Source organism: Cellvibrionales bacterium (genome assembly GCA_016713115.1).
GTDB lineage: Bacteria > Pseudomonadota > Gammaproteobacteria > Pseudomonadales > UBA7239 > UBA7239.
The window spans coordinates 197,405-217,717 of the sequence record JADJPU010000001.1 but is presented as its reverse complement, the minus strand read 5'-3'; the positions used below and the strand labels follow the sequence as shown (position 1 = coordinate 217,717).

The 20,313-nt window shown below is 52.5% G+C and carries 15 protein-coding genes and 1 tRNA gene; 7 read left to right on the top strand and 9 right to left on the bottom strand.

The window, feature by feature from the left end; genetic code table 11:
- Positions 1–5: 5 nt before the first annotated feature.
- A tRNA-Lys gene (locus IPK30_01045) sits at positions 6–80 on the top strand.
- Positions 81–206: 126 nt separating this feature from the next.
- On the opposite strand, the gene IPK30_01040 is transcribed toward IPK30_01045, so the two are convergent.
- The 5 genes from IPK30_01040 to nirB all read right to left on the bottom strand — a co-directional run bounded on the left by IPK30_01040 (position 207) and on the right by nirB (position 5,091).
- Positions 207–491 carry a type II toxin-antitoxin system RelE/ParE family toxin gene (locus IPK30_01040; GenBank protein MBK8101920.1) on the bottom strand — a complete coding sequence of 95 codons (285 nt, stop codon included), beginning with the start codon at positions 489–491 and terminating at the stop codon, positions 207–209.
- Positions 481–723 carry a CopG family ribbon-helix-helix protein gene (locus tag IPK30_01035; protein ID MBK8101919.1) on the bottom strand — a complete coding sequence of 81 codons (243 nt, stop codon included), beginning with the start codon at positions 721–723 and terminating at the stop codon, positions 481–483. The genes IPK30_01040 and IPK30_01035 overlap by 11 nt, the downstream gene beginning before the upstream one ends.
- Positions 724–891: 168 nt before the next feature.
- Positions 892–2,118: an NO-inducible flavohemoprotein gene (gene hmpA, locus IPK30_01030; protein MBK8101918.1), complete on the bottom strand. Its 1,227-nt coding sequence runs from the start codon at positions 2,116–2,118 to the stop codon at positions 892–894.
- Between the two features lie 85 nt (positions 2,119–2,203).
- Complete coding sequence (gene nirD / locus IPK30_01025; protein MBK8101917.1) at positions 2,204–2,557, bottom strand: nitrite reductase small subunit NirD; 354 nt, start codon at positions 2,555–2,557, stop codon at positions 2,204–2,206.
- Positions 2,554–5,091, bottom strand: a complete 2,538-nt coding sequence (nirB, locus tag IPK30_01020) for a nitrite reductase large subunit (GenBank protein MBK8101916.1) — start codon at positions 5,089–5,091, stop codon at positions 2,554–2,556. The genes nirD and nirB overlap by 4 nt, the downstream gene beginning before the upstream one ends.
- 346 nt (positions 5,092–5,437) lie before the next feature.
- On the opposite strand from nirB, the gene IPK30_01015 reads away from it, so the two are divergent.
- The 4 genes from IPK30_01015 to IPK30_01000 are packed head-to-tail and all read left to right on the top strand — an operon-like array spanning position 5,438 to position 12,585.
- A complete protein-coding gene (locus IPK30_01015; protein MBK8101915.1) occupies positions 5,438–6,643 on the top strand; it encodes a NarK/NasA family nitrate transporter in 1,206 nt (401 codons plus the stop codon).
- Positions 6,644–6,645: 2 nt separating this feature from the next.
- The gene (locus tag IPK30_01010; protein MBK8101914.1) at positions 6,646–8,334 is read left to right on the top strand and encodes a bifunctional protein-serine/threonine kinase/phosphatase; all 1,689 of its coding nucleotides are present in this window, start codon (positions 6,646–6,648) and stop codon (positions 8,332–8,334) included.
- 22 nt (positions 8,335–8,356) lie between these two features.
- A complete protein-coding gene (locus tag IPK30_01005) occupies positions 8,357–10,558 on the top strand; it encodes a nitrate reductase (GenBank protein MBK8101913.1) in 2,202 nt (733 codons plus the stop codon).
- A gap of 8 nt (positions 10,559–10,566) precedes the next feature.
- Positions 10,567–12,585 (top strand): dimethyl sulfoxide reductase anchor subunit, encoded by a 2,019-nt coding sequence (locus IPK30_01000; protein ID MBK8101912.1) that lies wholly within the window; start codon positions 10,567–10,569, stop codon positions 12,583–12,585.
- 19 nt (positions 12,586–12,604) lie between these two features.
- Here the strand turns inward: IPK30_01000 and IPK30_00995 are convergent, their stop codons facing one another.
- From IPK30_00995 to IPK30_00985, 3 genes are all read right to left on the bottom strand, one after another.
- Complete coding sequence (locus IPK30_00995) at positions 12,605–14,008, bottom strand: methyl-accepting chemotaxis protein (GenBank protein ID MBK8101911.1); 1,404 nt, start codon at positions 14,006–14,008, stop codon at positions 12,605–12,607.
- A 4-nt stretch (positions 14,009–14,012) separates the two neighbouring features.
- Positions 14,013–14,864 carry a transporter substrate-binding domain-containing protein gene (locus IPK30_00990; GenBank protein ID MBK8101910.1) on the bottom strand — a complete coding sequence of 284 codons (852 nt, stop codon included), beginning with the start codon at positions 14,862–14,864 and terminating at the stop codon, positions 14,013–14,015.
- 65 nt (positions 14,865–14,929) lie between these two features.
- Complete coding sequence (locus IPK30_00985) at positions 14,930–17,281, bottom strand: arylsulfatase (protein MBK8101909.1); 2,352 nt, start codon at positions 17,279–17,281, stop codon at positions 14,930–14,932.
- 117 nt (positions 17,282–17,398) lie between these two features.
- On the opposite strand from IPK30_00985, the gene IPK30_00980 reads away from it, so the two are divergent.
- Entirely contained in the window at positions 17,399–18,388 is a 990-nt protein-coding gene (locus IPK30_00980) for a S49 family peptidase (protein MBK8101908.1), read from the top strand.
- Between the two features lie 21 nt (positions 18,389–18,409).
- On the opposite strand, the gene lexA is transcribed toward IPK30_00980, so the two are convergent.
- Positions 18,410–19,012: a repressor LexA gene (gene lexA, locus IPK30_00975; GenBank protein MBK8101907.1), complete on the bottom strand. Its 603-nt coding sequence runs from the start codon at positions 19,010–19,012 to the stop codon at positions 18,410–18,412.
- A 122-nt stretch (positions 19,013–19,134) separates the two neighbouring features.
- On the opposite strand from lexA, the gene IPK30_00970 reads away from it, so the two are divergent.
- The gene (locus IPK30_00970) at positions 19,135–20,301 is read left to right on the top strand and encodes a carboxylesterase family protein (GenBank protein MBK8101906.1); all 1,167 of its coding nucleotides are present in this window, start codon (positions 19,135–19,137) and stop codon (positions 20,299–20,301) included.
- The last annotated feature ends 12 nt before the right edge of the window (positions 20,302–20,313 follow it).

The following is a 20,313-nucleotide window of genomic DNA, read 5'->3' as shown; positions in this document are numbered from 1 at the left end:
TTTGAGGGTCGTTAGCTCAGTGGTAGAGCAGTTGGCTTTTAACCAATTGGTCGATGGTTCGAATCCATCACGACCCACCATTTTCTCTAAGGCTTGCAGCGATGCAGGCCTTTTTTATGTCTGAGGTTTTACTTGGGGTCTCGCTGGGGGCCACGCCAGAAAAAGTAATTACTTTGAAGTGGCGGGATTTCTCTTAACCAACGCACCTACCATTGTTCAGGTGGTTTTCTGGATGTGTGGAATACGCGAAGAATTTCAACCTGCCCGTTTTTGACGCGGTACGGAATTAAATAGCGCGTATCGGGAACAACCAACTCTCGCGTACCAGTAATTCGACCGGGTGCTCCCATCGCGGGTTGGTCCGCCAGTAACGCTACGGTGTCCATGATTGTTTGCGCCACTTTCTGTGCGGCGACGGGGTTGTCTTGCGCAATGTAGGTGGCTTCACCATCAAGATTGCCCAGCGCTTTCTTGAGCCACCTAACTTGCATGCATACTCCACTTCTGGGCAACTGCATCAACCTCTGCCTGTGACGCAAAATTGCCCGCATCAGCCTCCTTGATAGCTGTATGGATTTCCTTGATCTGCCATTCATTGAGGCTGATGTACTCGGCAATCGCTTCTGCCGCCAAGTAGGATTTGCTGCGATGGGTGGCTGCAGCCAGTTGATCTAGTCGATCTTTGACGGCGGGCTCCAAGCGGATGGTCATTGTAGTGGACATAAAATCACCGTTTGTATTTGCTTGTGTACATATTAACACATGGCCACACGGGTAATCCCCTCAATTTGGATTGCAGCCCATGGCAAAACTTGGATGGGTGGAAGCTAATAAACAAAAAAAGGCTTGCATCGCTGCAAGCCTTTTTTACGGTCGACATTTAAGAGCAGATTACGCCGGTTGTTTTTCCAGTTCTTGTCGCGGGCCGAAGAACTCGAAATGCACTTGCGAAGCGGGAATGCCCCACTGCATCAAGCCGTGATACAGCGCGACCATGAAGGGCTGCGGGCCGCAGAAAAAGTAATCGGCATCGCGTCCGGAGAGCAGTGATTCCAAATATTCGGCAGTCACAAAACCGTTACTGGCATTGGCTGCGCTGACGGGCGCTGCATCGCTGTAGCGGTAATAAACTTTCAGATTTTTGTGTTTTTGCGCCAGTGCATCAAAAGAAGCGCGGAATGCTTGCACTTCAGGATTCAACACGGCGTGTACCAACACAATTTCGCGCTCAGGGAATGCATCCAACGCAGTGAGCAGAATGCTGTTGATGGGCGTGATGCCAACACCCGCAGCCAGTAGCACCAAAGGACGCGCGTGTTTTTCGCTGACATCAAGGAAAAACTCGCCGCAAGGTGGCGCGATTTCTAGCGTGCTGCCGACATCAATGTTGTCGTGCAGTTGATTGGAAACATAGCCAGCCGGTGTGTTGGCCGCTGGTGGCACTTCGCGTTTTACGCTGATGCGGAAGTAATCCTGACCGGGTTTGTCGGAGAGGCTGTAGTTGCGCATAGTAGTGGAGCCGTTCGGTGTGGCCATGCGCACGGTGACGTACTGTCCTGGCTTGAACGCGGGCAGTGGCGCGCCATCGGTATTGGCCAAATAGAAGGAAGTGATGTTGCTGCTTTCTTTTTCTTTGCGAACCACACGCAGCGATTTGAAACCTTCCCAACCGCCAGTTTTCTGTGCATTTTCTGCGTAAATTTGCTTTTCGCGACCGATCAAAATATCAGCCAAAAAGCCGTAGGCTTCAGCCCACGCATTGATGATGTCATCGGTTGCGCCTGCGCCCAACACTTCGCGAATAGAGGCCAACAGGTTTTCGCCGACAATGGGATATTGTTCAGCTTTGATCATGAGTGAAGCGTGTTTTTGTGCGATCAGCTCGACCGCGCCGCCCAGCACTTCCAAGTTATCAATGTTGGCAGCATAAGCGGCGATAGCACCAGCCAAGGCGCGCTGTTGGTTGCCCGCGCCTTGGTGAGCTTGGTTAAAGAACGGTGCCACTTCGGGATTGTGGCTGAACATGCGTTTGTAGAAATGGCGAGTCAGCGTTTCGCCGTGTTCTTGCAGGATGGGGGCGGTAGATTTAACGATCTGGATGGTTTTTTCACTGAGCATGGCTGTCTCCATAACATGTATATGATTTACATCTTATGGATTGAGCCACGATAGTCAATGATTTAGATCAATATTTATTGGTCGCTTACACCGCGACAGATACCGTGCCGTTGTGTATCGCCACCGGCCATACGCGCACTTGCAGCGCTTTCTCCAAACATTGCCCCGTAGTCAGTGAGAAATGTTCTTTGTAGAGCGGGGAGGCAACCACCAGCTCGCCGTTGATATCACCGACGATACCGCGCGCCAGCACATTGGCATTGGCGGCGGGGCACCAATTGTCGAGCGCGTAGACGCTAGGCTCCGCATCCGGCACATAGAACAGCGCGATCTGCACGCCGTTGACGCGGGCGCTGATACCGGAATAGGCAACGAGGTCGTCGAGGCTGCAGATTTCCTGCCATTCGGCTTTGGGTTGCATGGCGATGACATTACTCATACGGCTAGCTCCTTGGCAGCGATACGGTTGGCGGATTTTTCAGCGGCAGTAGCGGGGCGCGGTTGGCCGCGTTCGCTGACAAACACAATGTTTTCATCCAGCGCGCTTGGCTCGTTGATGAAGGAGCGGAAGCGTTTCAGTTTTTCCGGATCTTCGACCGTGGTTTTCCATTCGCACTGATAAGTGGCGGCGATGTGCGCCATGCGCGCTTCCAGTTGGTTGGCAATACCAAGTGAATCTTTGATGACAACGGCTTGCAGATATTCGAGGCCGCCTTCGAGATTTTCACGCCACACCGAGGTGCGTTGCAGGCGGTCGGCCGTTTCGACATAGAACATCAACAAGCGATCAATGTATTGGATCAGTGTTTCATCATCGAGATCGGTGGCAAATAATTCAGCGTGACGCGGGCGCATGCCGCCGTTGCCGCACACATACAAATTCCAACCTTTTTCGGTGGCGATGACGCCGATGTCTTTGCTCTGCGCTTCAGCGCATTCGCGCGTGCAACCAGAAACCGCAAATTTTAATTTATGCGGCGAGCGCAAACCTTTGTAACGATTTTCCAATTGAATCGCCATGCCGACAGAATCTTGCACGCCGTAGCGGCACCATGTGGAACCGACGCAAGATTTTACTGTGCGTACCGATTTTCCATAGGCATGACCGGTTTCAAAACCGGCATCAATCAATTCTTTCCAAATCAGTGGCAGTTCGTGCACGCGCGCGCCGAATAAATCCACGCGCTGACCGCCGGTGATTTTGGTGTAGAGATTGTATTTTTTTGCGACTTGACCGACAGCGATCAAACCATCGGGCGTGACTTCGCCTCCGGCCATGCGTGGCACCACAGAAAAGGTGCCGTCTTTTTGCATATTGGCGAGAAAAGTGTCGTTGGTGTCTTGCAGCGGCACTAATTTATTTGACAACACATACGCGTTGTTCAGTGAAGCAAGTATGGAGCCAATGGTTGGTTTGCAAATATCGCAGCCGTGGCCTTTGCCGTGAAAACGCACCACTTCTTCGAAAGTGGTATAGCCGTTTACTTTAACAATGTGGAACAGTTCTTGGCGTGTGTGCGCGAAGTGTTCGCAAATGGATTTATTCACTTCCACGCCGCGCGCAGCGAGTTCAGTTTCCACCACATTTTTCAGCAGTGCCGCGCAGCCGCCGCAACCGCTGCTGGCTTTGGTTTCGGCTTTAACATCAGCAAGCGAACAGCAGCCGGCAGCAATGCTGTCGCAGATATTTTGTTTGCTGACATTGAGACAAGAACAAATCGTAGCGGTCATTGGCAGTGCAGATGCGCCGAGTACCGGTTTGTTTTCACCGGCGGGAGCAATCAAGGCGAGTGGGCTGCCGGGAATCGCAATTTCATTCAGCATGTATTGCAGCAGTGTGTCGTAATCGCTGTTGTCGCCAATTAACACGCCGCCCAATACTTTGGTGGCGTCTTCGTTGACGACGACTTTTTTATAGATGCCTTTGTGTTCATCCACAATGCGATAACTTTTACTGCCCGGTGTGCGCGCATGTGCATCACCGATAGAGCCAACATCCACTCCAAGCAATTTTAATTTGGTGCTCATGTCCGCACCGTTGAAACACAATTCGCCACCTTGCAGTGCGTCAGCGGCAACTTTGGCCATTTGATAGCCTGGCGCGACCAAGCCGAATAATTTTCCGCCCCACAGTGCACATTCACCAATGGCAAAAATATCGGAGTCGCTGGTTTTGCAGTGGTAATCAATCATGATGCCGCCGCGCTCGCCCATTTTTAGATCGGCAGCTTTGGCGAGTGCATCGTCTGGGCGCACGCCCGCTGAAAAAACGATGAGGTCAGTGTCTAGCGTTTCGCCATCGGCAAATTGCATTTGCAATATGCCAGTTTTTTTCTGCTCGGAAATTTTTACGGTGTTTTTGTTGACATGTACACGGATGCCGAGTTCTTCAATCTTGCTGCGCAAAATAGCGCCGCCATCAGCATCAACTTGTGCGTCCATCAGTTGTGCCGAAAATTGCACAACATGGGTTTCGAGGCCGAGGTTGCGCAGTGCATTCGCGGCTTCTAAACCCAGTAGACCACCACCGACCACAACGCCTGTTTTGGCGTTTTTGGCAGCGGCGCGAATATTGCCGAGATCGTCTATCGTGCGGTAGACGAAGCAGTGTTTGTGGTCATGCCCCGGCACGGGTGGCACAAAGGGATAAGAACCGGTGGCGAGCACCAATTTGTCATAAGAAAACTTTCTACCTAATGCGGTGATAACTGTTTTGCTTTCGCGATCAATTGCCGTAACCGCTTCGCCAAAAATGCCCTCAATGCCGGCGGCCTCATACGCTTCGCGTGTAGCCAGTGCTAAATCGGCGGGCGTGCTGCCATCAAATACAGCCGATAAATGAACGCGGTCGTAAGCGGGACGCGGTTCAGCACCGATGACGGTAATCGCGTAGCGCCCGTCGTTCATTATTTGCTCAACAAAGTGGTGACCCACCATGCCGTTGCCCACTACCACGATTTTCTCTTGTTGCATGGCTTCTACCTCGCGCCGAAATGCTTTACGCGATATGCATATCAAGAACCGTGCCAGCGGTGTTGTTAAGACGAGAAACCCTAATTTTTGGCGTCAATTAGCGAGTTTTGCGTTATGGCGGTGCGAGTTTTTTCTTTCTGCTGCAAAAGTGTGCAAAAAAAATAGTTTGAAGAAATTTCTGTGCTGCATATGTGGCGCGTTGTGGTGCGTGAGCTGTGTGTGTTGACTTTTTATGGTGCATAGCGCGGTTTTTGCGTGGAAATCGGCAATCTATTTAGCGTTTTGTGGCGCATGGCACGGCGCTTGCTCTGTCACTGCTGTCATTGCTTATTGATGGAGTTGTGCCATGCAGAAATCGTTCTGGCAGTCGGGCCATACGCCGACTTTGTTGTCAGCCTTTCTCTATTTCGATCTCAGTTTTATGGTTTGGTATGTGTTGGGGCCGCTCTCGGTGCAGATCGCGGCAGACCTATCACTGACGGCTTCACAGCGCGGCATGTTAGTTGCCACGCCGATTCTTTCCGGTGCGCTGCTGCGCATGGTGTTCGGTGTGTTGGTGGATCACCTAAAGCCGCGCATGGCGGGCATTATTGCCCAGCTCATTATGTTGGCAGCGCTCACGGTGGCGTGGCTGGCTGGTATCCATAGCTATACGCAGGCGCTGACACTCGGTTTATTCCTCGGTGTGGCCGGTGCAGCTTTTGCAGTGGCGCTGCCGCTGGCTTCGCGCTGGTATCCCCCTGAGCACCAAGGCAAAGCTTTGGGCATCGCCGGTGCGGGCAACTCAGGCACGGTATTCGCTGCGCTATTTGCGCCGGCATTGGCAGCAGCTTTCGGTTGGACCAATGTGCTCGGCTGGGCGCTGTTGCCGCTATCGGTTGCCTTCATCGTGTATCTGCTGTGCGCGAAAGACGCGCCGGAATGCCCGCCGCAGAAAAAATTTGAGGAATACCTAAAAGTACTGCAAGACAAAGACTCTTGGCTGTTCATGGGTTTTTACTGCGTGAGTTTTGGCGGTTTTGTCGGTTTGGCCGGCGCACTGCCCGGCTACTTCTATGACCAGTACGGTCTCTCGCCGATGATGGCGGGTTACTTCACTGCGGCCTGCGTGTTTGGCGGCAGCCTGATGCGCCCCATTGGCGGCTTGCTCGCTGATCGCTTTGGCGGCATTCGTGCGCTGACGCTGGTGTACACCTTGGTCGGCATCTTGATCATTTTGGTGGGCACAGCACCGTCGCAGGCCTATGTCGCACTGGCGCTATTTGTACTGGCGATGTTGGTGTTGGGCGCGGGCAATGGCTCGGTGTTTCAGTTGGTGCCGCAGCGTTTCAATAAAGAAATTGGCGTGATGACGGGTTTGATCGGCATGGCTGGCGGTATCGGTGGTTTCTTGCTGGCGGCTGGCCTCGGCTACAGCAAGTCGCTGACGGGTTCATATCAGTGGGGCCTGTGGTTGTACGCGGTGTTGGCGCTGAGCTCTTGGGCGGGCTTGTTGTCGGTGAAAACACGCTGGCGTACCACTTGGGGTGCGTTATCCACGGCTCGGATTTGATGATGGATCGGTATCTGCGCGCAGGCGCTGATTCCTACGCCGGACAAAAACCGCGCAACGAAGATGCGGTGGGCATTGCTACACCCTCTGCAGAGAGCTTTGCCGCGCGCGGGGCGGTGTTTGCGATAGCCGATGGCATCAGCGCTTGCGACCACGGCGATCGCGCCGCGCAGTACGCCGTGCGCGGTGTGATCAACGATTACTACGCCACGCCAGATACTTGGGCGCCACCCATCGCCTTGGATCGTGTGATTACGGCACAAAACCGTTGGCTGCGTTCGCAGCGCGGAAACAGCGATGACGCAGCACTGGCGACCACGCTGTCTTTGCTGGTGCTGAACGGTTCGCGCTACTGCATCGCGCATGTGGGCGATACCCGCGTGTACCGCCTGCGCGATAAACAATTGGAGCTGCTCACCAACGACCATGTGTGGAATCACCAGCAGATGTCGCATGTGTTGACTCGCGCTTTGGGTTTGGATCAATCCATCGCTGTGGATTACATCGAAGGCGATTGGCAGGCGGGCGACAGCTTCCTACTGGCCTGCGACGGTGTATGGGCCAGTTTGCCTGAAATGGAGATCCTCAAAACTTTACTGCTGTACGACGATCCAGAAAGCTGCACGCGCCAATTGTGTGAGCAAGCATTAGAAGCGGGCAGTGAAGACAATGTTTCTGCGGTGGTGGTGCGCTGTTTACAAACCCCGCCAGACAGCGTGCAGCAACGCGTAGCAGCGGGGCGTATGTTGTCGCCGCCGACGAAGTTAAAAGTAGGTAGCGTGCTGGATGGTTTTACCATTGAAGAGTTGCTGCACGAATCGCGGGAATCGTTTGTTTATCGCGTGCGTCACCCACAACACGATGGCGATTGGGTGTTGAAAACATTGGCTCCCACAGTAGCTGATGATGAATTGCATCGCCTCGCACTGATCAGCGAAGAATGGCTGATGGCGCGCATGCCGTCGAAACATTTTGTGGATGTACTCGTGTTGCCACAGGAGCAACGCAGTGCCTTGTATCTGGTGCAGCGCTTTCACATGGGCGCAACATTGGCGCGGCGTTTGGCGAACGGGCAACGATTTTCTGTCAATGAAATCGTGCAGCTCGCACAGCAGTTGTTGCGTGCGTTAGGTGCTTTGCATCGTCTGCATGTGGTGCATCGCGACATCAAGCCAGAGAACTTGCATTTGGGCAGTGACGGCGTGTTGCGCATTCTTGATTTTGGTGTGGCATTACACGCCAACAGCAATGAGCGCCAACTGACTGCCGCCGGTACGCCTTCGTACATGGCGCCGGAATTATTGCGCGGAGAGAGTGCCACCGCGACCACTGATATTTATGCCGCTGGCGTGACTTTGTATCGATTGTTGTCGCAGCAATATCCATACGGTGAGATTGAGCCTTTTCAAAAGCCTGTATTTGGTGACCCCACACCGGTGACGCGCCATCGTCACGATGTGCCGCTGTGGTTGGACGATATTTTGTTGAAAGCCTGCGCGCGCGATGTGCAAAACCGTTTTGAAACAGCGGAAGAAATGCTGCTGGCTGTGGAGCGCGGAGAAACGCATGGCTTGGTCGTGCGTCGTCACAGCCCACTGTTGGCGCGCAATCCTATCGGGCTGTGGCGCACGGTGGCGCTGCTGTCACTGCTGGCGAATTTTTTTCTGCTGTACCTGCTGTTGGTGCAATGATCTTTATTGGGGGAGTAAGGCCATGTTGTTCGGTCGCGGTAAAAAAAATCCCATTCACCTGCACGATAAAGGTGTGCAAGAGTGGAAGTACGCCACATGCGGTTACTGCTCGGTTGGTTGTTCGATCGAAGTGGGTGTCGATAAAAACGGTGTGCCAGTTACCACGCGCGGCGTGGGCGATGCCGATGTCAATCGTGGCAAGTTGTGCATCAAGGGTTTGACGGAAGCGCAGATTTTTAAAGCGAGCGGTCGTGGCACGGATCCGTTAATTCGCAATAAAATTTTTGAACCGTGGCAGACCACGGATTGGGATACAGCCTTCGATAAAACCGCCGCCGAATTTAAACGCATACAAGAGCAATACGGTCGCGATGCGGTGGCGATAGTTTCTACCGGACAGTTGCTCACCGAAGAGTTTTACACGCTCGGCAAACTCGCGCGCGGTGTCATCGGCACCAATAATTACGATGGCAACACCACGCTGTGCATGGCTTCTGCGGTGTCGGGTTACAAACGCTCGTTTGGTTCGGATGGCCCGCCCGGTTGCTACGGCGATTTTGAACACACCGGCTGTTTGCTGGCTTTTGGTTCCAACTTGCCGGAACAACATCCGATTATTTATTGGCGTTTGAAAGAAGCGTTGGAAAAACGCAAATTTCCCGTGATTGTGGTGGATCCGCGCGTGACGATGTTTGCGCAGTTTGCCGACATCCATTTGCCGATTACGCCCGGCACGGACTTGGTGCTGTTGAACAGTTTGGCGCATGTCATCATCAATGAAGGTTTGCACGACCAAGCCTATATCGATCGCTGCGCCGTGGGTTTTGAAGAATTAAAAACACTGGTGCAAGCTTACGATCCTACTTCTGCGGCAAAAATTTGCGGCATCGACGAAGACACCATTCGTTTAGTTGCTCGTACTTATGCACAAGCCGATGCGGCGATGAGCATCTGGACCATGGGCATCAATCAAAGTACACACGGTTCGGATGGCGTGAGCGCTATCAACAATCTCAATCTCATCACCGGAAATATTGGAAAACCGGGCGGTACTTCGCTTTCGATTACTGGTCAGTGCAATGCGATGGGAACGCGCGAGTGGTCTTCCTGTTCCGGTTTGCCCGGTTATCGCATGTTGGAAAAGCAACAGCATCGCGAAGAAATGGCGCAGTTTTGGAAAATTGATGAAAGTTTTTTCCCGCCTAAACGCGGCTTGAGTGAAACGGATATTTTTCCCGCGATTGAAGCAGGGCAAATCAAAGCACTGTGGATCGTCGCCACTAACCCGATGACCTCTATGCCCAACTCGCCGCGCATTCGCAAAACGCTAGAAAAATTAGAGCTGTGTGTGGTGCAAGATTCTTATGTCGATGTGGAATGCACGCAGTACGCGCATGTGTATTTACCCGGCGCGGTGTGGGCAGAAAAAGAAGGTTGTTTTACCAACACGGAAAGACGCGTCAACATCACACGCCCGATTGCACCACCGTTCGCCAACAGCAAGCCCGATGCGTGGATTTTCTCGCAACTTGCCAAACGCTGGGAGCAAGGCAAGCGCATGCAATTTCCAGAAACATCGGAAGGCATTTTTGAAGAAATGAAAGCGCTATCTAAACTGGGTAAAGGTTTGAATGGACATCAACGCATGCTGGATATTTCTGGCATGAGCTATGACTTGATCGAACAATCACGCGGCATTCAGTGGCCGATGCGCGAAGGCGATGAAGGCGGCAGCCCGCGTTTGTATACCGATGGTATTTTTCAATTTCCCGACGGCAAAGCGCGTTTACTGGCAATGCCTTATATCGAAAACAATGAAAAACCTTGCAGCGAGTTTCCGCTATGGCTCAATTCCGGTCGCGTGGTTGAACATTTTCATACGCGCACCAAAACCGGAAAAGTGGGCAACTGCAACAAGTTTAGCCCAACGCCGTATATGGAGATCAACCCTGATGCTGCGCACGAATTGGGTGTGCAACACATGGAGTATGTCCGCTTGGTGTCGCGCCGTGGCGATGCGGTGGTAATGGCGCAATTAACTCAGCGTGTGCCACACAATATGGTGTTCATCCCCTTCCATTTTCACGATTGCGTCAATCGGTTGACGCTGGGTTTGCTGGATCCGCATTCGCGCCAGCCGGCGTTCAAACAGTGTTCGGTGCGGATAGAAAAAACCGATCAAGAAGAAGCTGCGCGACTCAATGTGCAAATGCGCAAGTTTTGAGGTGAGCTATGAGTGTGAATGAATTTGTACCGACTGCCGCTGGATCTGTAAACAACGCTGCGCCAGCGGCCAAGCAGGGCGGTTGCGGCAGCGGCAGTTGCGGCTGCAAAAGCCAGAACGTAAAAGACAACACGGTGGGTTATGCCGATTTCATCGCCAAAAAACCGACGGCCTCGCTGTTTCCGGTGCGCGATAACGAGCCAGCTTATGCGCTGCTGAATGATCCAGTGACGCAGGACACCAACCGCTACGGCAACCCGATTATTCTCGCATCGGATCGCGGTGTGAGTTTGAATATCAACGGTGTGGATGAAATCAGCACTAACCCCAATCGCACCAAACAACACGCGTTTCACTTTACTGCCGACAACTGTATCGGCTGTCACGCCTGCGAAGCAGCCTGCAGTGAAAAAAATGATATGCCGCCACATTTGAGTTTTCGCTCCGTGGGTTATGTGGAAGGTGGCACCTACCCAAATTACACGCGCATGAATATTTCTATGGCGTGCAATCACTGCGATGACCCCGTGTGTTTGAAAGGCTGCCCAACGCGCGCTTACACCAAGCACGCGGAATACGGCGCGGTGATTCAGGATCCGGAAATTTGTTTTGGTTGCGGTTACTGCACTTGGGTGTGTCCGTACAACGCGCCGCAGTTGGATCCAGTGAAAGGCCGCGTTGAAAAATGCAATATGTGTGTCGACCGTTTGGAAGTCGGCTTAAAACCCGCTTGCGTTTCTGCTTGTGTTGGCAATGCACTCAATTTTGGCGTGGTGGAAAACATGCCAGATAACCGCGAGCAGATTGATACGCGCATTCCTGGTTTTCCTGATCCGTCTATCACCAAGCCGAATATTCGTTTTCAGCAAATTAAATCCATGCCGCGCGAAGTCACGCGCACCGATTCCATGCCGATTAAATACCGCAAGGATGACGCGGCGGGTCACTACCGCCCGATGGTGGACCACAAGACGGGTATGCAGCGCTCGTGGAACTTCGGCAAGTTGTCATCGCGTGAAAATCCGTTGGTGATTTTTACGCTGGCGGCGCAGGCAGCGGCGGGTGCATTCGCCATGCTGACGCTGGGCAAATGGTTCGCGGTGCCTGGCCTGCTGGAAGTGGCACAAGCGCCGGTGGCCGATGTCATCACGCTGGTGGCGCTGGGTCTGATTGCGCTGGGTCTGTTGATGTCCACCATCCACCTCGGCAAACCGATGCGTTTTTATCGCGGATTCAACAACTTGCGCCACTCGCCTGTGTCGCGTGAAGGCTTGGGCATCGTGTTGTTTATGGCATTCGCCGGCTTCAGTTGGCTGGCGGCCTTGCCGGCAAACTCGTGGGTGCAAATGCTGACGGGCGCACTGCCAGCCGCGTGGTTGTCCCCGCTGGCGCTGGCGCGCGAGGTGTTCGCCGGTTTGGGTGTGCTGGCCTCGGCGGTGGCGCTGTATTACATGTACCGCTGCTACCGTATCAAGGCGCGGCCGTTTTGGGACCACAAGCACACGGGTTTTACCTTTGTAGGCACGATTTTGAATCTCGGCAGTGCGGTGGTGGGCGTGTTCGCTGTGCCGTATTTGCTATGGACGGGTGCGAGTGTGCTGCCGCTGCTGTCGCTGTTGGGTGTGTTAATGGCGCTGGGTATGGTGGTGGAAGGCGTGGGTCTGTACTTGCATCGCCATGATTTACACGCCGCCGAGCACGAGGGTGCCGCTTCGTTCTACATTCAGTGCACCACCTTTGGCAAAACTTATCTGGCGCGCAACGGCTTGCTCGCTGTGAACGCGCTGATCGCGCTGTCGTTGGCGCTGTTTGCCGGTGAGGGTGTGCTGTCGCTGCTGAGTTGGACGGCTCTGCTGTGCTCGGTGCTGCTCACCGCGTTAATAGGGCGCGCCCTGTTCTATGTGTTAGTGGTGCCTACCACAATGCCGGGCGCATTCTTCTGGAAGAACAAAGCGTTTGAACAGCACGCCCGTGATATCGGTTTGGCGGACATGCCGCAAGTGGGTGTGGTGCCGCTGCACCATTGATGGAGAGCCGTAGTGGTGTTTAGAAATGCAAATGTATCGCAGACCAAGTGCGGAATTTTTTCGCCATCTCCGCCAACTGCTGCGCATGTGCATCAATGGCGCGATGCCCTTCAATCACATTGCGCGTCAGCTGCAAATTGGCTTCTAGCGTATCGACGCTATCATTGACGAGATGAATTTGCTCATCCGCCGTTTGTGAAATACGCGCGATGCTGTCAGCAATATCGCCGTAATTGGCAATGACATGCGCAATACTGGTGCTGGCAGATTCTGAAATAGCTACGCCGCCGGCAATTTTTTCGTTAGTTTGCTGCAACATGCGCGAAGTTTCTTTCGCAAAATCACCGCTTTGCTCAGCCAGTTTTCGCACTTCGGTTGCAACTACCGCGAAACCACGACCGTGTTCGCCGGCGTGCGCTGACTCTATCGTCGCATTCAAAGCCAACAAATTCGTTTGTTTGGCGATGCCAGTAATTTTTTCCACTATGTCGGCAATTTGTTGTGCGGTTTGATTAATTTCACCCATCGCGCCCAGTGTATCTTGCATACCTTGCCGCGATTTTTCTGTGTCGCCGAGCGTGTTTTGTGCCAGTGCGTTTGCGTTGTTGGCCATGCTGGCGGAAAGATCAAACATTTCACGCATGCGCAGAAACGCCTGCTCTTGGTGCTGTGAGCTTTCGGTGATATGTGCTAACGAAGCAGAGGATGCATTGAGCTCTTTGGTTAATGCTTCGGCGCTGGCTTGTATCTGTTCTACCAGTTCGCTGAGAGAATCCACCATGCGGTTGAACGAGCGCGCCAGTTGTCCCAGTTCATCTTCGGAGTCGACCATGATTTTTTGGGTTAAATCGCCGTGGGCAATTAGTGCCGATGTAGTGATGATGTCGTTGATAGGTTTGCTGACAAAACGGCGCACGATGTAGGCCACGGTTACTATCAACACAATAAACAACAAAACCGAGAGCAGAATTTCGTAAGTGAGGAAACCGATATATACCTGTTTGACTTTACTGGTGCTGTAAAACAATTCCAATTTGCCGATGACCTTGCCATCAGCGATGACATCAAAGTTTTCTTGGCTGTATTCGCTTTCTGCTTCTACTGCACTGCGTTGACACTGATACAGCACATTGCCTTTCTCGCCCAACAGCTTGCAATCGGTTAAGCCGTATACCGATTGCGCACTATCCAGCAATTTTTTGATCGCCGCATCATCAAAATTCCAAATAGCCTGCGACAGCGACGGCGCAATGAAATCGCCCAAATTGCGCACGGAAGCAACATGCTGATCGGTAAATCTGTCGCGTATATAAATACCTTTGATCACCGCATTGAGAAACATGGCAGCGAAAACCGCCAGCACCGCATATTGTAAAATACGGGCGACAACGCTGTGTTTCATAAATTGTAGAGACAGTTTCAAATCATCACTTCCAATCTTTGATGTTGTAACGCTGAAGTATTTTTGCCAATTCGCCATTGGCGCGTAATTCAGCTATCCCTTTGTTTAACAGCTCGACATACTCTGGGTCCGCGGTGCTGAAGCCGATGGTACAGGCGAGTGGTTCTTCGGTATTGCCCGCAAGGCGGATTTTATTGCCTAGCCCGATTTGTGCGGCTTCGTAGCGAATGACGGCATCATCGTCCATGATCGCCGCTAACCGGCCGCTGTCGAGCATTTTCAGCAGCTGTTGTAATGGAGCGTCGCCAGAGATTTCTACCAACAAGCCCATCTTTTGCAAAGTGGGTGAGAGATCAAAGGAATAGCCCTGCGGAATGCCCACCTTGCCACCCAGAGCCTTGAGACTCGCTTCAGGGTTGGCGGGGTCAAAACTCCAAGTGCTGTTGCTGGCAGTAAAAATTGAAACACTGGGCATGCCCATTGCTGCGGTTTGGATAAAGCGAGCCGGTTTGCCATTGGTTTTCTGATACAGCGTTTCTGCCTCGGCCAAGGTAGGGGTGTCAACGCAAACAGCGCCGCTCAATGTGCCGTTCAATACTTCCTGCATGGCGCGCTGAAAGGCCATGGTTTTGTATTCAACGGTGTAGCCGGCTTTGCCCAAAATGGCTTGGGCAATTTCTATCATGTAGCCGGGTTTGGCTTTGTCTTCTTCAGCGCAGTTATAGGGACACCATTCATCGGCAGCGAGCGTGATGGTTTTGGCGGTTGGGGCAGCTGTTTGTGCCAGCAGGCTGCTGCAGAAAAAACAGGCGGCAATACCGACCAGTTTCGCTGGCGAGAGCAGTGTTTGCAGGGGGCGTGTGTTATGCGCTGCCATGACTTACCTCATCAACTGTGATCTGTGTGGGTGAAGAATACTCCGAACATTACGGTCTTGCGTCATTACCAAGTGTCATAAGAAACATGCGTCAGCTGGCCGCCGAATGCATTGGGCGCTTCGTATTGTGGTGACACAGAAGAGCCGGTATCGCGCCCAATGTCCAAGCCTTCCCAACCCACCATAAAGGGCTGGTTGATGACCACACTGCCATTTTCTTTGCCGTTGATTAGTAGGGTGCCGGAGCCTTTCAACACGCTCAACAAGTTGAAGCTGAGACCCTCTGAAAATAAACCTTTTGCTACAGCGAAACCCGTGGAGACTTTGTCATAGCGCAGTTGCACGGTGCTGTTGCCTACGGGAACGGGATCGTTAGAAACCAGACGGATCACATCAATACCGGTGTTGCGCTCATACACCAGATGATTGTCTTTCAAGTACAAGGAGTAGCCGGAAAATCTGTCGCCCTGTGCGGCAATCACGCCGTTTTGTTGCGCGTTGTCGCGATGGATATTGGCTGTAATGGTATAAGACTTGCCGGGCAAAATCGGCGCAAGATTGTGCGGCACAGTGCTGCCGCCCACAGGAAATTCCATGTGATTGGGTTGTGGCAAGAGTACAAATTTTGAATACAGCGCGCGTTCGAGTAAGCCGACATCGACCAACGGTAGTGCGTTGTAACGCTCGGCTGCTGCCCACCATTTTTTCTCCAGCTCTTTCACTTTTTTAGGATAGTCAGCCGCAAGATTTTTGGATTCCGAAAAGTCATTGTTGAGATCAAACAGTTCCCACTGCGGTTCATCAAAGGTTTGGCTGCCTTCACGGTAGGCCGCAATTTTCCAGCCGTCGGCGACATAACTGCGATTGGCTTCTAGTTCGTAATACTGTTCTTTTTTGTGTGAAGGTTCTTGCGCTTGCGTGAAGGTATAGGCAAAGCTCGTGCCTTCCATTGGTTTGACAGCGTGTCCTTGATATTGCGTAGGCTGAGGAATGTTCAGCAGTTCTAGGAGTGTGGGCGCAAGATCGTTGACATGGTGAAATTGCGGACGAATTTCACCGCGTGCTGCAATGCCTTTCGGCCAGCTAATAATAAATGGCACATTTACGCCGCCGCCGTGCGTGGTGCGCTTGGTGTGTTTGAACGGTGTGTTACTCGCTTGCGCCCATCCCAGTGGATAGTGCGGATGCGTATTGGGGCCACCCAGTTCGTTGAGGTGCGGTAAATTTTCTGCCGTGGTGGTTTTGTTGTAGTGGTAGTACGCCAAGCTATTCCACTGGCCTTCTGCGTCACCTTCTGGGCTAGCGCCATTGTCTGAGAGAAAAACAAAAATGGTGTTATCCAGTTGATTGGTTTGTTGCAAGTAAGCGCGCAACTTGCCAACTTGTTGATCCAGATTGTCGACAAAACCTGCGTAATTTTCTTGGAAACCGGCGTACATTTTTTTCTGATCAGCGGTGAGCGCATTCCAGTCGCCAACTTTCGGGTTGTGTGGTGTCAGTTGCGTATTGGGCGGAGCAATACCGAGTTGTTTTTGTTGCGCTAAACGCTGCTCGCGAATTTTGTCCCAACCTTCGGCATATTTTCCGCGATAGCGTTCGCGATCCTCCGGTTTGGTGTGATGCGGAGCATGCACAGCGCCCGGTGTGTAATACAGGAAGAAAGGTTTTTCGCGATTCACAGCGCGCAAATCTTTAATCATTTGTATCGCGTGATTGCTCAAATCATCGGGAAAGTAATAGTTGGGCGTTTTCGGCATGGCTTGGACTTCGTTGCCGCTGACAATTTCAGCGGGTTCAAATTGATCCGTTTCACCTTCTAAGAAACCCCAGTAGCGATCAAAGCCTTTTTGTGTCGGCCACGAATTAAAAGGGCCGATGCGCGAGCGGTGTTCGCCATTGGTGAGGTGCCATTTGCCAGCGGCGTAAGTGGCATAGCCGTGTTGTTGCAAAATTTGCGGCAGGGTGACGGCGTTGGGTGCCAATTCACCGCGATAGCCGGGGTAGCCGAAGTCCCACTCGGCCACCCAGCCCACACCAGCTGACTGATCGTGGAGACCGATGAGCAGCGCGGCGCGCGTGGGCGAGCACATCGCGCTGGCGATAAATCGGATGGAGCGCAAACCGCTGTCGCCCAGCTGCTGAATATTGGGGGTGCGAATTTCACTGCCATAGGGAGAGGTGTCGGCATAACCGAGGTCGTCGACCAACACGATCACGATGTTGGGTGCGTTAGCCGGCGCCTGTGGATCTAGGCGGAAGTCGGGGGTGGAGTGGCGAATGCTGTCCTCAATATCACCCGTAAAAACGGTTTCTTTGCCATCGGCGGTGGTGGTGTGGGTGAGAGGTTTTTTATTGCAGCCGGTGAGAGAAAGTAGCGTGAGCGCGGTAATCACCAAGCCGACTTTAATGTTAATCATCCTGCTGTTTCCTGTGTCGAGTTGGGGGAGTATATGGCAGCTGACAGAGCTGTAAAGCCGGATGCCTCCTGTCTGGTCATCGGTTATGCTGAACGGATTCACACAGTAGGAACTTATATGTTTGGTTTTGGTAAAAAAACAACACTGCCGCAAAATGAACAGGATCGCTCTTGGTACATGTTGGAAAAACTGGTCAACGAGTCGCAAACCGAACAGCGGCGTGCGCGGCGCTGGGGAGTTTTTTTCAAATTATTGACATTCGTGTATTTGATTGGTGCGCTGTTTTTATTTTCACCAGTCGCTCAGCAGGGCGGCACGGGTAATTTACTTTCGGCGAACAAAGATCATACAGCGGTTGTGCGTGTGCGCGGCGTTATTGCTGAGGATAGCGAAGCCAGTGCTAATGCAGTGGTGACGGGTTTGCGCGCGGCATTTGAAAGCAAAAAAACGAAAGCGGTGTTGTTGGTGATTAACAGCCCCGGCGGCAGCCCAGTGCAATCCAATTATGTGTATGACGAAATCAAGCGCTTGCGCACAAAATACCCAGCCATTCCTTTGTATGCAGTGATTGGTGATATCGGTGCATCCGGCGCGTATTACATCGCGGCGGCGGCTGACAAAATTTACGCCAGTGAAAGCTCCTTGGTGGGTTCCATCGGTGTCACAGCGGCTGGCTTTGGTTTTGTCGAAACCATGAACAAATTAGGTGTGGAACGGCGTAATTACACTTCCGGTGCGCACAAAAGTTTTCTCGATCCTTTTTCTCCAGCCAAGCCGGATGAAACGGCGTTTTGGCAGCAAGTGCTGGATCAAACGCATGCACAGTTCATCAAGCGCGTGCGCGATGGCAGAGGCAATCGTTTGAAGGAAACACCAGACATGTTCAGTGGTTTGATATGGAACGGCGAGCAAGCCTTGGCGCTGGGTTTGATCGACGGCTACGGCAGTCCAGGACAGATAGCGCGTGATGTGGTGAAGGCGGAAGATATTGTCGATTACACCGCAAAGAAAAACCCATTCGATGCCTTGGCTGGCAAATTAGGCGCCAGTGCGGGTGCGGCGATTGCAGAAAAAATGGGATTGTCAGCTTCGTATCAACTGCAATAGTTGCGGTGGTCGTGTTGCGAATCAGCGTCGAATCACACCGACGCTGATGCCTTCAATGCTGCAAGCCTGCTCACGCAAATCCACTTCGATCGGTGTGTAGTCGCTGTTTTCTGGCAGCAGCGTCAGTTGGTGCGCGCTGCGCCCTTTTTGATAGCGTTTTACCGTCACTTCATCATCAATGCGCGCCACCACAATTTGGCCGTTGCGTACTTGTGTGGTGCTGTGTACGGCGAGCAAATCGCCGTCCATGATGCCGACATCTTTCATGCTGTCGCCGCGCACTTGCAGAAAATAATCCACGGCGGGATGAAAAAAATTGGCGGGAATTTGGCAGTAATCCTCAATGTGTTGCTCTGCGAGGATGGGGTTGCCTGCGGCCACGCGCCCCACCACGGGAATGCCCTGATGCTGCTGTTCCGGCAGGCGAATGCCGCGCGATGCACCTGCCACCATCTCAATAGCGCCTTTGCGTGCCAGCGCTTTCAAATGCTCTTCAGCGGCGTTGGCGGATTTGAAGCCAAGGCGCTCGGCAATTTCGGCACGCGTGGGTGGATAGCCGGTTTCGTCGATGTGACTGCGGATGAGATCGAGGATTTCCTGCTGGCGAGCGGTTAATTCCTGCATGACGGCATCTCTGTTTATGTATACAGCTTGTGATTATATACAGTAATGCGGCGGCGGCAAGGGCTGCGTTAAGGTGCTGCTCATTATTGATGAGGAAGAGAAATGTCTCGGCGCTTTTTACTGTGTTTGTTGTTGTGTGTAGTTATTTGGCAGGCTGCTCAGAAAAACAGGAAGATCCTGTCGTTAAAACCGCACAAGGTGATGTGCAAGGTTTCATCAAAGAAAATGTGAATATGTTTTATGGCATTCCTTACGCAGCACCACCGGTGGGTGACTTGCGCTGGAAAACGCCGCAACCGCATGCCAACTGGGAAGGCGTACGCAAAACTACTAGCGCGCCGCCACTGTGTTTTCAATCCATGTTGTATATGCAACGCGGTCAGGAAGATTGTTTGTACTTAAATGTTGCGACACCAGATATCAAACCCGCAAAACCTAAACCGGTGATGGTGTGGTTTCACGGTGGTGGATTTATCGGTGGCGATGGTTTGCAGGGTACGCCTTTGCAGCGTTTGGCCGCACGCGGTGATGTGGTAGTCGTCAGCTTGCAATACCGCGTTGGCGCATTGGGGTTTATGGCGCATCCAGCGCTGTCAGCGGAATCAGAAAAAACGAACAATCAATCTGTATCCGGTAATTACGGTTTGATGGATCAGCAGGCTGCATTGCGTTGGGTGCGCGACAACATCGGCGCTTTCGGCGGTGATTCCAAGAATGTCACGATTTTTGGTGAATCAGCCGGAGGCATGAGTGTTTGCGCGCATTTGGCTTCGCCCGTGAGTGCTGGGTTGTTTAAGCAGGCAATTATCCAGAGTGGTCCTTGCACAAAAAATAATGCGGATTTATCCGCCGCAGAAAAACAGGGCGAATGGTTGGCGATCCGCGCGGGCTGCGAAGGTCGCGGAAACTTATTGCAGTGTTTGCGCGACAAAAAACCGGAAGAAATTTTGCAGGCGCTGCCGAATGATCCTGCGTTTGTATTTGGCGAAGGTGATTTCGGTGTGTGGGGGCCGGTGACTGATGGGCACATACTCCCAGAGAGTATTCAGCAAAGTTTTCAATCGGGGCGCTTCAATCGTGTGCCGGTTATCAATGGCAATAATGATGATGAAGGCAGTTTGATGGTTATGTTTTCACATGAATATCGCTTCAAACCTTTGCAGGCAGAGGATTACGAAAAACGCATTCGTTATTTGGTGGGTGATAACCAAACGATTATTGATAAAGTAAAAGCGCGTTATCCCTTAGAAAAATATGAGGATCCCGGTGCGGCGCTGGCCGCTGTTTAGGGTGACGAGTTT

Excerpts from the sequence above, each read along its gene's own strand:
- IPK30_01040 (MBK8101920.1), bottom strand. The coding sequence starts at position 491 with ATGCAAGTTAGGTGGCTCAAGAAAGCGCTGGGCAATCTTGATGGTGAA.
- IPK30_01035 (MBK8101919.1), bottom strand. The coding sequence starts at position 723 with ATGTCCACTACAATGACCATCCGCTTGGAGCCCGCCGTCAAAGATCGA.
- hmpA (MBK8101918.1), bottom strand. The coding sequence starts at position 2,118 with ATGCTCAGTGAAAAAACCATCCAGATCGTTAAATCTACCGCCCCCATC.
- nirD (MBK8101917.1), bottom strand. The coding sequence starts at position 2,557 with ATGAGTAATGTCATCGCCATGCAACCCAAAGCCGAATGGCAGGAAATC.
- nirB (MBK8101916.1), bottom strand. The coding sequence starts at position 5,091 with ATGCAACAAGAGAAAATCGTGGTAGTGGGCAACGGCATGGTGGGTCAC.
- IPK30_01015 (MBK8101915.1), top strand. The coding sequence starts at position 5,438 with ATGCAGAAATCGTTCTGGCAGTCGGGCCATACGCCGACTTTGTTGTCA.
- IPK30_01010 (MBK8101914.1), top strand. The coding sequence starts at position 6,646 with ATGGATCGGTATCTGCGCGCAGGCGCTGATTCCTACGCCGGACAAAAA.
- IPK30_01005 (MBK8101913.1), top strand. The coding sequence starts at position 8,357 with ATGTTGTTCGGTCGCGGTAAAAAAAATCCCATTCACCTGCACGATAAA.
- IPK30_01000 (MBK8101912.1), top strand. The coding sequence starts at position 10,567 with ATGAGTGTGAATGAATTTGTACCGACTGCCGCTGGATCTGTAAACAAC.
- IPK30_00990 (MBK8101910.1), bottom strand. The coding sequence starts at position 14,864 with ATGGCAGCGCATAACACACGCCCCCTGCAAACACTGCTCTCGCCAGCG.
- IPK30_00985 (MBK8101909.1), bottom strand. The coding sequence starts at position 17,281 with ATGATTAACATTAAAGTCGGCTTGGTGATTACCGCGCTCACGCTACTT.
- IPK30_00980 (MBK8101908.1), top strand. The coding sequence starts at position 17,399 with ATGTTTGGTTTTGGTAAAAAAACAACACTGCCGCAAAATGAACAGGAT.
- lexA (MBK8101907.1), bottom strand. The coding sequence starts at position 19,012 with ATGCAGGAATTAACCGCTCGCCAGCAGGAAATCCTCGATCTCATCCGC.